Genomic DNA, 13,401 nt, shown 5'->3' with positions numbered 1-13,401 from the left:
CCTCATGGCAGCCAAACCGCACGCGCAATCCGCGCGCAACGAAGATGTCGGCAGCGAGTTCCTGGTCTTCACGCTGGGCGACGAAGAGTACGGCATCGACATCCTGAAGGTGCAGGAGATCCGCGGCTACGACGCCGACACGGTCACCCGCATCGCGAATGTTCCGCCGTTTATCAAGGGTGTGACGAATTTGCGCGGCATCATCGTGCCCATCGTCGACCTGCGCATCAAGTTCAACCTGGGCCGCGTCGAGTACAACGAGCAGACCGTGGTCATCATCCTGAACCTCGATCGCCGCGTCGTCGGCATCGTGGTGGATGGGGTGTCCGACGTGCTGATGCTCAATTCGGGCCAGATCCGCCCGGCGCCGGAATTCGGCGCCACCTTGTCCACGGAATACCTGACGGGCCTGGGTACGGTGGACGAGCGCATGTTGATCCTGGTGGATATCGAAAAAATGATGACCAGCGACGAAATGGCGCTGGTGGAGAAGGTCGCTTCCTGATCGGAACGGCCTGCTTGGGAGGTGGAAGCGCCATATTGAACCCAATGTGGCGCTTTCCTTTAACGACTTCAATCTAGGAGTGGTTCTTGTGATGCGCAAGTTTCTCGCGAACATGACGATACGCAGCAGCCTGTTGTGGGTGCTGGCGTTTTTCTCATTCATGTTGGTGATCGGGGCCGCGCTGGGCGTGCTGTCCCTGCGCATCAGCAATGGCACCCTGGCGGAGATCAAACAATCGCAAGAACTGGACGATGCGGTCGGCCGTGTCGTCTCCAGCTACAAGGACACCATGACCGGCCTGGGTCGTGCGGCTGCGGCCAACTACGCGGACATCGTGAAGAACGTGGGTCAGCCTACCTTGCTGACCCAGGGCTTGTCGTCCGACGCGGCCGGTCTGCTGGAACGCGCCAAGGCCTCCATGAACAAAGGGCAGGCCGAATTCGAGTATTACAAGAGCTTGGCTCGGCCCGTCGAAGCGGTCGATGCCCTGAAGGAAATCGACGCATCCTATGATGCGCTGGTCCGGCAAGGACTGGCACCGCTGGTGGCTGCCTTGGAAAAGGCGGACATGCCCGCCTATCAGAAGCAGGTACAGATGATGCAGGACGCCCTTGAAGGGCGTTATGCGCGTGCGATCGAAGGCTTTGATTTCTGGCGCGCCAGCAAGATGCTGGATGCCCACGAAGTGGCAAAAGTGCGTTATCAGTTCGTCCTGATGGCGGTCGGCGCGGGCGGTGTGATCGCCGCGCTGCTGGTGTTTGCCACCTACGTGTTCCTGCGCCGGCGCGTGCTGCAGCCGCTGAAGGAAGCGGGGCATCACTTCGACCGCATCGCCGGCGGCGACCTGACCGCCCGCGTGGATGTCCGTAATACCAATGAAATCGGCCAACTGTTCGCCGCCTTGAAGCGCATGCAGGAAAGCCTGACCCGGACGGTGGCGTCGGTGCGCCGCGGCGTGGATGAGATCAACGTCGGTTCGCACGAGATCGCCGCAGGCAACACGGACCTGTCCAGCCGCACCGAGCAGCAGGCGGCCTCGCTTGAAGAAACCGCGGCCTCGATGGAACAGCTGGCTTCGACGGTGAAGCAGAACGCCGACAACGCGCGCCAGGCCAACCAACTGGCGGCCAGCGCTTCGGACGTGGCCGAGCGCGGCGGTTCGGCGGTGTCGGAAGTGGTCAACACCATGCAGGAAATCTCTGGCAGCTCGCGCAAGATTTCCGAGATCGTGTCGGTGATCGACGGCATTGCCTTCCAGACCAATATCCTGGCGCTGAACGCAGCCGTGGAAGCGGCGCGAGCCGGCGAGCAGGGCAAGGGCTTTGCGGTGGTGGCGGGCGAAGTGCGTTCGCTGGCGCAGCGCAGCGCCCAGGCGGCCAAGGAAATCAAGGGCCTGATCGAGGACTCGGTGACCAAGGTCGGCGCGGGTTCGCAGCAGGTAGAGCGCGCCGGCGCGACGATGCAGGAGATCGTGGCCTCGGTGAAGCGGGTGACGGACATCATGGGCGAGATCTCGGCGGCGTCGGAAGAACAGTCCAGCGGCATCGACCAGGTGAACCGCGCGGTGTCGCAGATGGACGAGGTGACGCAGCAGAACGCGGCGCTGGTGGAAGAGGCGGCCGCGGCCGCGGGTTCCCTGCAGGAGCAGGCCCAGCGCCTGGCTGAAGCGGTGGCCGTCTTCAAGATCAACGCGGGCGAGGTCATCGAAGTCCCGGCTCAGCGTTTATCGTCGGTGCGTTCGTCCAATGACGATACACGTTTGCAGGCGCCCGACGCGCTTGCGCTTGGGCACTGAGGGCAAGAGTGGCTACAGCAGCGGCAACCCAGGCGCCGTCCATTTCGGTGGAACGCCAATTCGATTTTCGCGACGCGGACTTTTCGCGTGTGCGCAAGATGATCCACGCCTACGCAGGCATTTCGCTGGGCACGCACAAGCGCGAGATGGTCTACAGCCGGCTGGCCCGGCGCCTGCGCGCGCTGGGCATGCAGGATTTCGGCAGCTATCTGGACCAGCTTGAAAAGGAGCCCAACGCGGCCGAGTGGGAAGACTTCGTCAACGCGTTGACAACGAACCTGACCGCTTTCTTTCGCGAATCGCATCACTTTCCCATCCTGGCCGACTTCGCCAAGCGTCGCGGCGGCCCGGTATCGGTGTGGTGCTGTGCGGCTTCCACGGGCGAAGAACCGTATTCCATTGCCATGACGTTGGTGGAAGCGTTGGGCCCGCGGGCCAACGCATCCTCGGTGCTGGCTACCGATATCGACACCAATGTGCTCACCCGTGCGCGTGCTGGGGTCTATCCCGTCGAGCGCGTGGAAAAGCTGGATGGCGAGCGCCTGAGGCGCTTTTTCCTTAAAGGGCGGGGCGTCAACGAGGGGCAGGTCCGGGTGCGTCCTGAGATCGCCGACATGGTTCGCTATGAGACGCTGAATCTATTGGCGCCGACCTGGCAGATCAACGAGCAATTTGATGTGATCTTTTGCCGCAACGTTATGATTTATTTCGACAAGCCTACCCAGACCAGGATTCTGGAACGGTTCGTGCCGCTGCTCAAGCCCGGCGGCTTGCTGTTCGCTGGCCATTCCGAAAACTTCACCTATATCAGCCGCGACTTTCGTCTGCGTGGGCAGACCGTCTATGAATGTGCGGGCAGGTCCTGAGCGGGACGAGGCAGCAACAAATGAAGAAAATTAGCGTTTTGTGTGTGGACGACTCGGCGTTGGTGCGGGGGCTGATGACGGAGATCATCAACAGCCAGCCGGACATGGAAGTGGTCGCGACCGCGCCCGATCCCTTGGTGGCGCGTGAACTCATCAAGCGCCACAATCCCGACGTGCTGACGCTGGACGTGGAAATGCCCCGCATGGACGGGCTGGATTTCCTGGAAAAGCTGATGCGCCTGAGACCCATGCCGGTGGTGATGGTGTCGTCGCTGACCGAGCGCGGCGGCGAGATCACGCTGCGGGCGCTGGAATTGGGCGCCATCGACTTCGTCACCAAGCCCAAGCTGGGCATACGCGACGGCCTGCTCGAATACACCGAGATCATCGCCGACAAGATACGCGCCGCCTCGCGCGCCAAGCTGCGCGCGCCGACGGCGCACTCGGCGCCCGCCGTACCCCCGCCCATGTTGCGCCGCCCGCTGGCCAGCTCGGAAAAGCTGGTCATCGTCGGCGCCTCCACGGGCGGCACCGAGGCGATCCGCGAGGTTCTGCAGCCGCTGCCGCCCGATAGCCCGGCCATCCTGATCACCCAACACATGCCGGCGGGTTTCACGCGCTCCTTCGCACAGCGCCTGGATGCCCTGTGCGCGGTGACCGTTCGCGAAGCCGTGCACGGCGACCGCGTGCTCCCCGGGCACGTGTATCTGGCGCCGGGCGGCGACATGCACATGCGCCTGGGGCGTAGCGGCGCCAACTACGTAATCGAGCTGGAAGCAAGCGAACCAGTCAATCGCCACCGCCCGTCTGTGGACGTGCTGTTCAATTCGGCCGCCGCCGCCGCTGGCAAGAACGCCATCGGCGTCATCCTGACCGGCATGGGCAAGGACGGCGCTGCCGGCATGCTGGCCATGCACCGCGCGGGCGCCCATACGATTGCGCAGGACGAGGCCAGCTGCGTGGTCTTCGGCATGCCGCGCGAAGCTATCGCCTTGGGCGCCGCGGATGAAGTGGTTTCGTTGTCGGCGATAAGCGAACGCATTCTGACTCGCCTGGGCGATCGTGGGCACCGCGTCTGACGCGCAAGCCTTCCCGATCGGTCCAAGGCAAATTTTTTTGGAGTAGAAGATGGTAGACAAGGGCCTGAAGATTTTGGTGGTGGATGACTTCCCCACCATGCGGCGGATCATCCGCAACCTGCTCAAGGAGCTGGGTTTCGAGAACGTGGATGAGGCCGAGGACGGCGCCATCGGCCTGGAAAAGCTGCGCAACGGCGGTTTCCAGTTCGTGGTGTCGGACTGGAACATGCCTAACCTCGATGGCCTGGAGATGCTCAAGCAGATCCGTGCCGACGCCGCGCTGGCATCGTTGCCCGTGCTGATGGTGACGGCCGAGGCCAAGAAGGAGAACATCGTCGCGGCGGCCCAGGCCGGCGCCAACGGTTATGTGGTCAAGCCTTTCACGGCGGCGACGCTGGAAGAGAAGCTCAACAAGATCTTCGAGAAAATCGCCGGTTGAGGTGAGCCATGAGTACGACGGAACATGAGAGCCCGGGCGAATCCCCCGATCTGATCCATCGCATCGCGTCGCTGACGCGCATGCTGCGCGACAGCATGCGCGAGCTTGGCCTGGATCAGGCCATCAAGGACGCTGCCAACGCCATTCCCGACGCCCGCGACCGTCTGCGCTACGTGGCGCAGATGACCGAGCAGGCCGCCAACCGCGTGTTGAACGCCACCGAGCAGGCCGGTCCCATCCAGGATGGGCTATCGCGCTCGGCGCAGGCGCTGGATGCGCGTTGGCAGCAATGGTACGACCAGCCGCTGGAGCTGCCCGAGGCGCGCGAACTCGTTAAGGACACCCGCGCGTACCTGCAGGATGTGCCGAAGCAGGCGCAGCAGACGCAGTCCCAGCTGATGGAAATCATCATGGCGCAGGATTTCCAGGACCTTACGGGCCAGGTCATCATGCGCATGATGGACGTGGTGGGCGCGATCGAGCGCGAACTGCTGCAGGTGCTGCTGGACAACGTCCCGCAAGAGCGCCGCGACGAGGCCAACAGCCTGCTCAACGGGCCGCAGATCAGCCCGCAGGGCAAGACCGACGTAGTGACCAGCCAGGACCAGGTCGACGACCTGTTGGCGAGCCTGGGCTTCTAGCCAAGAGGCGCGCCGCCGGAAATGCCCTCCGGCGGCGCATTCTCCAGTGGGCGCAGCTCGTGCATGACCGTATTCCCCAGGGGCGCAAACAGCGCCTCGTCGATAGACTCCCCTCCAGAACAATAAATTGGGGCCATGCAGCGTGAATCACGGCGCGCAGTGCGCGCTTGGCAACGGATGCCCATAGACGGCGATCCGGGCCGGCACAAGGAGATCGATCGTGGCCAGATCCGTATTCCGTCTGGGCGGTATGTGGAGGTTGTTGCGTAGGCTGAATCGCGGCGACGCGACGCTGTCGGAGCGCACTTTATCCATCAGTCCGGCTGTTTGGCCGCTCTACGGCTTCATGACGCGTATTCGCAGCCGCATCATGACCGTGCGCCAATCCAGCATCGAAATCGCGCTGAATGCCGCGCGCACGCAGTTTCAGGCGGGCCGTTGCTCGCTGCTGGCGCAGGAGCAGGCGCGCGCGGCCGATGCGCTCGCGGCCAGCGGCGCGCAAATTGCCGCCTTGTCGGCCTCGACATCGACTCATGCACGCGAGATCGCCGAGGTGTCGGGGCAGAATCTGCACACGGCGCAGCAGGCGCTGGCCGAGCTGTCCGACGTCAAGGCGCGGGTGGAGCGCATGACGCGCGAGATGGCCTCGTTCACTCAAGTCGTCGGGCAGTTGACCGACCGCGCCCAATCGGTGGGCAACATCAGCAAGCTGATCAAGGAGGTCGCCTTGCAGACCCAGCTCCTGGCCTTGAACGCCGGCGTCGAGGCGGCGAGGGCAGGGGACGCGGGGCGCGGTTTCGCCGTGGTCGCCAGCGAGGTAGGGCGGCTGGCCGAACGCGTGAATTCGGCCACCAGCGATATCGGCCGGCATACCGCCGAGATGCTGGAACTGGTGGAGACGACCCAGCGTCAGACCGGCATGCTGCGCGAGGACGTCGATGCTTCCGGCGGCGTGCTGGAGCGGACATGCTCCGGCTTCGAGCGTTTCGTGCGCGACTTCGACAGCATGAACCGGCAGGTCGGCGACGTGGTCCAGGCCATCGGCGAAGTGGATTCCACCAACCACGGCATGAGCGAGGAGGTGGGGCGGATCGCGGCGCTGAGCGCCGACGTGCTGGAGCGTATCGGCAACATGTCCGGTGAAATCGACCGCATCCGCCGCCAGACGGAAAGCGTGCAGGAGGTGTTGGCCGACATGCGCACTGGCAATACCGCCTTTGACGGCCTGTCCGAGACCGTTGAAGCCTTCCGGGACGCGGCCGTCAACCTGCTGGAAGACGCCAGAAGCCGGGGCGCCGATGTGTTTGACCGCCACTACCGGCGCATCCCCGGCAGCGAGCCCGCGCGCTACCACACCAGCTATGACCGACAGATCGAGGAGTCGGTGACCCGCCTGCTGGACAGTGTGCTGGACGGCGTGCCGGGCGGCATCTACACGATACTGGTGGATGGCCGGGGTTACGCGCCGGCTCACAATCTCCGTTTTTCCCAGCCGCCTACCGGAGATCCCAAGCAGGATATCGCGCGGGTGCGGAACAAGCGCATCTTCGACGATCCGGTGGGCTTGCGGCTGGCGACCAACACCGGTGGGATGCTACTTCAGACGTATTCCCGCGACACGGGTGAAATCGTCAATGACATATCCATTCCGGTCTATCTGGGGTTGGAACACTGGGGTGCGGTGCGGATAGGCCTGGATTTCAGCCGCTTCCAGGCGGTGGCGGGCGAGGACGGGGCGGACCGGCTGGCAGTCGCCGCGCAGGGCTGAGGCAACTGGCTGTTACAGGCTGAGCGCGTTCCAGGCAGGCCCGGAACGCGCTGTCTCGGGCGCATCCGGGAATAGCGCCGCTTTCCCCCCGTTTCTTGGCTTATCGCCCAAGGCCGGGGCCTCCTAGAATCTCGGCGGGCAGCTCGTCATTCCAGAATCCGCGAGCCGCGACAATACCGCAGAGCATGGCCGAAGAAAGCGACCTCGAAAAAACCGAAGCCGCCTCTCCCAGGCGCCTGGAAAAGGCGCGCGAGGAGGGGCAGATTGCGCGTTCCCGCGAATTGGGAACGTTCATGATGCTGGCTGCGGGCGTGGCTGCGATCTGGGTCGGCGGTGGTTCGCTCTACCGAACCCTGAGCGGCGTGCTGCGCAACGGCCTGGCCTTTGATCAGCGCATCGTTCTCGATCCCGGCGTGATGGTCGAGCGCGCGGTCGAGGGTTTCGGCCAGGCCCTGTTGGTGCTGCTGCCGATTTTCGGCTTGCTGGCGGTCATCGCGGTGCTGTCCAGTGTGCTGCTGGGCGGCCTCGTCATCTCGGGCAAGCCCCTGCAGTTCAATTTCTCCAAGCTCAGCCCCATTGCCGGGGTGAAGCGGATGTTCTCGTCGCAGACGGTGGTGGAACTCATCAAGGCGCTGGCCAAGGCCGCGCTGGTCGGCGGCGTGGCGGTCTGGGTCATCTGGCGCTACCACGACGACATGCTCAGCCTGATGCACGTGGCGCCGTCGGCGGCGCTGATCAAGGCGCTGACGCTGGTGGCGATGTGCTGCGCCTTCATCGTGGCTTCGCTCCTGGTTATCGTCATGCTGGACGTGCCGTGGCAGATCTGGAGCCATCTGAAGAAGCTGCGCATGTCCAAGGAAGACGTGCGCCAGGAACACAAGGAAAGCGAGGGCGACCCGCACGTGAAGGCGCGCATCCGGCAGCAGCAGCGCCAGGCGGCGCGGCGCCGCATGATGGCCGAGGTGCCGAAGGCGGACGTGGTGGTGACCAACCCCACGCACTACGCCGTCGCCCTGAAGTACGACGAGGAAAAGAGCGGCGCGCCGCGCGTGCTGGCCAAGGGTACCGGGCTGATCGCGGCCAAGATCCGCGAGCTGGCGGCCGAGAACCGCATCCCGACATTGGAAGCGCCGCCCCTGGCGCGCGCATTGCATCAACACGTGGAGATCGGGCAGGAAATCCCGGCCGAACTCTACACCGCGGTGGCAGAAGTGCTGGCGTGGGTCTTCCAGCTGCGCTCCTGGCGGGCCGGTTGGGGCGCCGAACCGACGGCTCCCTCCAGGCTGGCCGTGCCGGCCGGGCTGGACCCGCAAGCCAAAACCGCAGCACAAGGAGCTTAAGGAATGAGCGCTTTGCTCACCATGTTGAAGAGTAGCGGGGCCACGCACGCGCGGCTGCTGGCAGGGCCCATCCTGATCGTGATGGTGCTGGGCATGATGGTCTTGCCTCTGCCCACGTTCCTGCTCGATCTGCTGTTCACCTTCAACATCGCGTTGTCCGTGATGATCCTGCTGGTCGCCATGTTCACGCGCAAGCCGCTGGATTTCGCGGCGTTTCCGGCCGTGCTGCTGTTCGCCACGCTGCTGCGCCTGTCGCTGAACGTCGCCTCCACCCGCGTGGTCCTGCTTCATGGCCATACCGGGCCTGACGCCGCGGGCAAGGTCATCGAGGCCTTCGGCCACTTCCTGGTTGGCGGCAACTTCGCCGTGGGGATCATCGTCTTCGTGATCCTTACCATCATCAACTTCATCGTCATCACCAAAGGCGCGGGCCGTATCGCGGAAGTGGGCGCGCGCTTTACCCTGGACGCGATGCCGGGCAAGCAGATGGCCATCGACGCGGACCTGAACGCCGGCCTGATCGGCGAAGACGAAGCGCGCAAGCGGCGTGCCGAGGTCTCGCAGGAATCCGACTTCTTTGGCTCGATGGACGGCGCCAGCAAGTTCGTGCGCGGCGACGCCATCGCCGGCCTGCTGATCATGGCGATCAACATCATCGGCGGCCTGATCGTGGGCGTGGCCCAGCACGACATGTCGATGGGCGATTCGGCGCGCGTGTACACGCTGCTGACCATCGGCGACGGCCTGGTGGCGCAGATCCCGGCGCTGGTGATCTCGACCGCGGCCGGCGTGGTGGTGTCGCGGGTGTCGACCGACCAGGACATCGGCCAGCAGATCATCAGCCAGTTGTTCTCCAATCCCGCCGTGCTGTTCCTGACGGCCGGCATCGTCGGCATCATGGGTCTGATTCCCAACATGCCGCACGTCGCCTTCCTGACCCTGGCCGCAGCGCTGGGCTGGGGCGGCTGGGTACTGTACAAGCGGCAGACGGCGGCGGCGGCGAAAGCCGCGGAGGTGCCGCCCCAAGCCATCACCCAGGCGCAGGCCGCCGCGGCCGAAGCCAGTTGGGACGACGTGTCCATGGTGGACCAGTTGGGCCTCGAGGTCGGCTACCGCTTGATTCCGCTGGTGGATCACGCGCAGAACGGCGAGCTGCTGCACCGCATCCGCAGCCTGCGCAAGAAATTCGCGCAGGACGTGGGCTTTCTGCCGCCGGTCGTGCATATCCGGGACAACCTGGAACTCAAACCTAACGATTACCGAATCCTGCTGTCTGGCGTGGAAGTTGGCCATGGCGTGGCGATGCCGGGGCAATGGCTGGCCATCGACCCGGGCGGCGTGACCATGCCGATCAAGGGCACGCCCACGACCGATCCCGCCTTCGGCCTGCCGGCGCTGTGGATCGACGGCAGCCTGCGCGATCAGGCGCAGGTGGCCGGCTATACGGTGGTGGACGCCGGCACCGTGGTCGCGACGCACCTGAATCACCTGATGCATCGCCATGGCTCCAACCTGCTGGGCCGCCAGGAAGTGCAGCAGTTGCTGGATCGCATCGGCCGCGACGCGCCCAAGCTGGTCGAGGACCTGGTGCCCAAGACCCTGTCGCTCACGGCGCTGCAGAAGGTGCTGCAAGGCCTGCTGTCGGAAGAGGTGCCGATCCGCGACATGCGCACCATCATCGACACCCTGTCCGAACACGGCCCGCGCCTGGCCGCGCTGGCTGCGGGTACGGGCAGCCAGCCCGATATCAACGAACTGATCGCGCTGACGCGCCGTTCGCTGGGCCGCGCCATTACCCAGCAGTGGTTCCCGGGCGAAGGCGAGCTGCGCGTGATCGGCCTGGACGTCAAGCTCGAGCGCGTGCTTTCGCAGGCCATGACGACCAGCGGCGGGCTGGAGCCCGGCCTGGCCGATACGCTGTTGCGTGAAGCGCAGGCCGCGGTCGAGCGCCAGGAATCGCAGGGCAATGCGCCGGTGCTGCTGGTGTCGCCGGTCTTGCGTGCGCCTTTGTCGCGCTTTCTGCGGCACCATCTGCCGCAGCTGGGCGTGTTGTCGAATACGGAAATTCCCGATGAGCGCATGGTGCGTGTGACCGCGCTGATCGGCGGGGGTAATGGGGCATGAAGATAAGCCGTTTTTTCGGCGCGAATAGCCGCGACGTGATGCGCCAGGTCCGGCAGGTGCTGGGGCCGGACGCGTTGATCGTGTCGAACCGCAGCGTTGACGGCGGGGTCGAGGTATTGGCCACTGTCGAAGGCGCCTTTGACGATGCCGCTCATGAAGCTGCGCCGCGCGAGGAGATTGCGTCCTCCCGGCCGCCCGAAGCACGGCAGTTGCCATCCGCGGGCTCGCCGGCCGGCATGCGCTTCGATGTTCCGGAGCAGGCTGCGCGTGCGCCCGTGATGCCGCAGGGCGGATACCCGGCGTCGTCGCGATCGATCGCCGCATACCAGACCGCCTACGCATCCTCGACACAGGCCGAGGATGAGGCGCCCCAGGTTGCTCCGGTGGCGCCCGAGCCGATTGCGCCCGTGCGTGTTGAATTGCCATCCCTGCCGCCGTTGCGCCAGGCGCCCGCTGCGCAGGCCGCCACGTCCGCTCATGCTGCCTCACCGGCAAGTCCGGCCCCGGCCGCGCCGTCGGCCTATGCCGCTGCACCTGCCAGTGCGGTTCCGGCCGCACTGCCGGCCAGTCCGATGGCCACCCCGGCGTCTGCGACGCCGATTTCCGCTACTGCCGCTCCGACTTCCGCCGCTTATGCGCCGCCACCCGCGCCTTCCATGGCCCGTATGCCGGACGCGCCCGTGCGGCAGCCCCCGGCATTGCCGCCGACGGCGATGCCCGTCGATGCCACAGCCGGTTTGCAGGACGCCATCAGCGCGCTGCGCGGCGCCCTGGAAAGCCGCATGGATGGACTGCTCTGGGGCGGCCGCCAAGGGCCTGGTCGGGAACCCGCGGGCGCCGCCTTGTTCCGCAGCCTGCTGGATGCAGGATTCAGCACGAAGCTGGTGCGCACCTTGGTCGAGCGCCTGCCCGAGGGCATGACGCCGGAAACGGCACTGAGCTGGGCCCGCAACGAGTTGGTGACGCACCTGCCGGTGCTGCGGTCCGAAGACGAATTCCTGGCCGGCGGCGTATATGCCCTGGTCGGCCCGACCGGCGTCGGCAAGACGACCACGCTGGCCAAGCTCGCCGCACGCTGCGTGGCGCGCGAAGGCCGCGAGCAGGTCGCGATGCTGACCACCGACAATTTCCGGATCGGCGCGCTGGAACAGCTGCAGATCTATGGACGCCTGATGGGCGTGCCGGCCCATTCCGTGCGCGATGCGGGCGAGTTGCGCCGCATCCTGGCTGAACTGGGCAGCCGCAAGATCGTGCTCATCGACACGACCGGCATCAGCCAGCGCGACCGTCAAGTGGCGGAGCAGGCGGCGATGCTGTGCAACGCCGGCAAGCCGGTGCGCCGGCTGCTGGTACTCAACGCGGCCAGCCAGGGCGACACGCTGGACGAAGTGGCGCATGCCTATCGCAATGGCGTGGGCGAGGACGTCGCCGGCTGCATCATCACCAAGCTGGACGAGGCCACGCGGCTGGGCGCGGCGCTGGACACGGCCATCCGCCATCGCCTTCCGATTCATTACATGTCGGTCGGGCAGAAAGTGCCCGAGCACATGGAGCTGGCCCGGGCCGACGTGCTGATCGATCGCGCCTTTTCCATGGTCGAGCGCGCGCGCGCGCTGTACACCCCCAGCGAGGCCGACCTCGCGACGCTGGTGTCTGCGTCGCGGGAGCCCGAGAGCGCGGATCCGGCCCGCAAGCGGCAGTTGCTGGCTTCGGCCATCCTGCGCCCGCAAGGCGGCGCAGGCTCCATTGAGGCTGCGCAGAACCTGGACGATGCCATCGCGTGGCTGGAAAGCGACCCTACCTGCGTGCAGGCGCGTGCATCCTGGCGCGGTTATGTCGGCGACAATTCGGGCGCAAGCGTAGCTGCGCTGGGCGACGAACCTTTGGCCATGGCGCGCCGTGAATTTTCCTCGGTCTGCGCACGGCATCTGCTTGCCATGCACGGCAAGGCTGCCATGAAGGGGGAGGGCCTCCCCGGCGGAACGTTGCTGGGCACGCTGCTGATGAGCGACCGCGGCACCGCTCTGGCGGCGCCCGCGCAGCAATTGGTTCTGCCGCATGGTCTGCTGTCTTCATTTGCGCCGACCGCGCCGGCCCAGCCGGACCCGGCCCTGGCGCTACAGGCGCGTGTGGCTTGGCTCGCCGAGAAACTGGCACGCGTCCCGGTCGTCCACATGCTGGAAGCCGGTACCTCGGCCTTGTGGCCAGCCCTGAACGAGCAAGGCGTGGCCTGGGTGGCGCGCAGCGCCGGCGGCCAGCGCGTCATCCAGGATGACTGCCCGACCAATCTGAATGCCGTGGGCAAGAGCGTGGGCTATCTGCCCGTCGGCCAGCCTGGCGATATGCCCGGGCTGCATAACGTCCAGGGCAGCAAGCGTGTGCCCCTGGCGTTGTGGGCCTCGGGCACGGAAGTGACCCTGCCCGGCCGCAACGGCGGCGAGTCCGTGCGGCTGGTCTGCGCCCGGCTGATCGACACGGTCAGCGGCGAGGTGTCCGGACAGCTGTTCGGCATGACCAATCTGCCCGCGTCCCAGGCTGATGCCGCCACCGTGGCACGCTGGCTGGTGCTGCAGGAAGAGGCCAAGGCCGGATTCCGCTATATGGCGAACGCGTGGTTGGCTCTGCAAGCCGTGGACGGCGCTCATGCGCTGGCGCGCCAATCGCTGATGGCCGGCCAGTTGGGCGCGGCATGCTGGCAGCTGGCTCATACGCCGGCAGCGGAAGTGCTGCGCGGGCCCTTGTCGGGCATCATGGGAACGGAGCGCAAGCTGTCCGGGCGCATGCTGCCGGTGGCTTTGCTGAAAATGTACGCGCTGTTGGAAATGACGGCCGCGTGACCGTGGC

10 protein-coding genes are annotated in these 13,401 nt (G+C 65.7%); all 10 read left to right on the top strand.

The features are described from left to right. Window positions 1-4: 4 nt before the first annotated feature. The 10 genes from cheW (at window position 5) to flhF (ending at window position 13,394) form a co-directional block, all read left to right on the top strand. Entirely contained in the window at window positions 5-505 is a 501-nt protein-coding gene (gene cheW, locus FOC84_RS32110; protein WP_173149483.1) for a chemotaxis protein CheW, read from the top strand. 91 nt (window positions 506-596) lie between these two features. Then, the gene (locus tag FOC84_RS32105) at window positions 597-2,300 is read left to right on the top strand and encodes a methyl-accepting chemotaxis protein (RefSeq protein WP_173149481.1); all 1,704 of its coding nucleotides are present in this window, start codon (window positions 597-599) and stop codon (window positions 2,298-2,300) included. 98 nt (window positions 2,301-2,398) lie between these two features. Then, on the top strand, window positions 2,399-3,166 hold the full coding sequence (locus FOC84_RS32100; RefSeq protein WP_438800902.1) for a CheR family methyltransferase: 768 nt from the start codon (window positions 2,399-2,401) through the stop codon (window positions 3,164-3,166). 20 nt (window positions 3,167-3,186) lie between these two features. Continuing rightward, window positions 3,187-4,245, top strand: a complete 1,059-nt coding sequence (locus tag FOC84_RS32095; RefSeq protein WP_173149477.1) for a protein-glutamate methylesterase/protein-glutamine glutaminase — start codon at window positions 3,187-3,189, stop codon at window positions 4,243-4,245. Between the two features lie 49 nt (window positions 4,246-4,294). Beyond that, window positions 4,295-4,684, top strand: coding sequence for a chemotaxis response regulator CheY (gene cheY / locus FOC84_RS32090; RefSeq protein WP_013393379.1), 390 nt, complete (start codon window positions 4,295-4,297; stop codon window positions 4,682-4,684). Window positions 4,685-4,692: 8 nt separating this feature from the next. Next, the gene (gene cheZ / locus FOC84_RS32085; protein WP_054456663.1) at window positions 4,693-5,325 is read left to right on the top strand and encodes a protein phosphatase CheZ; all 633 of its coding nucleotides are present in this window, start codon (window positions 4,693-4,695) and stop codon (window positions 5,323-5,325) included. A gap of 220 nt (window positions 5,326-5,545) precedes the next feature. Beyond that, the gene (locus FOC84_RS32080; protein ID WP_254241844.1) at window positions 5,546-7,093 is read left to right on the top strand and encodes a methyl-accepting chemotaxis protein; all 1,548 of its coding nucleotides are present in this window, start codon (window positions 5,546-5,548) and stop codon (window positions 7,091-7,093) included. Between the two features lie 185 nt (window positions 7,094-7,278). Next, on the top strand, window positions 7,279-8,433 hold the full coding sequence (gene flhB, locus FOC84_RS32075) for a flagellar biosynthesis protein FlhB (RefSeq protein WP_173149475.1): 1,155 nt from the start codon (window positions 7,279-7,281) through the stop codon (window positions 8,431-8,433). Window positions 8,434-8,436: 3 nt separating this feature from the next. Beyond that, entirely contained in the window at window positions 8,437-10,557 is a 2,121-nt protein-coding gene (gene flhA / locus FOC84_RS32070) for a flagellar biosynthesis protein FlhA (RefSeq protein ID WP_173149472.1), read from the top strand. Continuing rightward, entirely contained in the window at window positions 10,554-13,394 is a 2,841-nt protein-coding gene (gene flhF, locus FOC84_RS32065) for a flagellar biosynthesis protein FlhF (RefSeq protein ID WP_173149470.1), read from the top strand. Before flhA ends, flhF begins: the two co-directional genes overlap by 4 nt. Window positions 13,395-13,401: the final 7 nt, after the last annotated feature.

It is taken from the genome of Achromobacter pestifer (genome assembly GCF_013267355.1).
GTDB classification, from domain to species: Bacteria; Pseudomonadota; Gammaproteobacteria; order Burkholderiales; family Burkholderiaceae_B; genus Achromobacter; species Achromobacter pestifer_A.
This window is presented reverse-complemented; position numbering and strand designations above follow the sequence as displayed.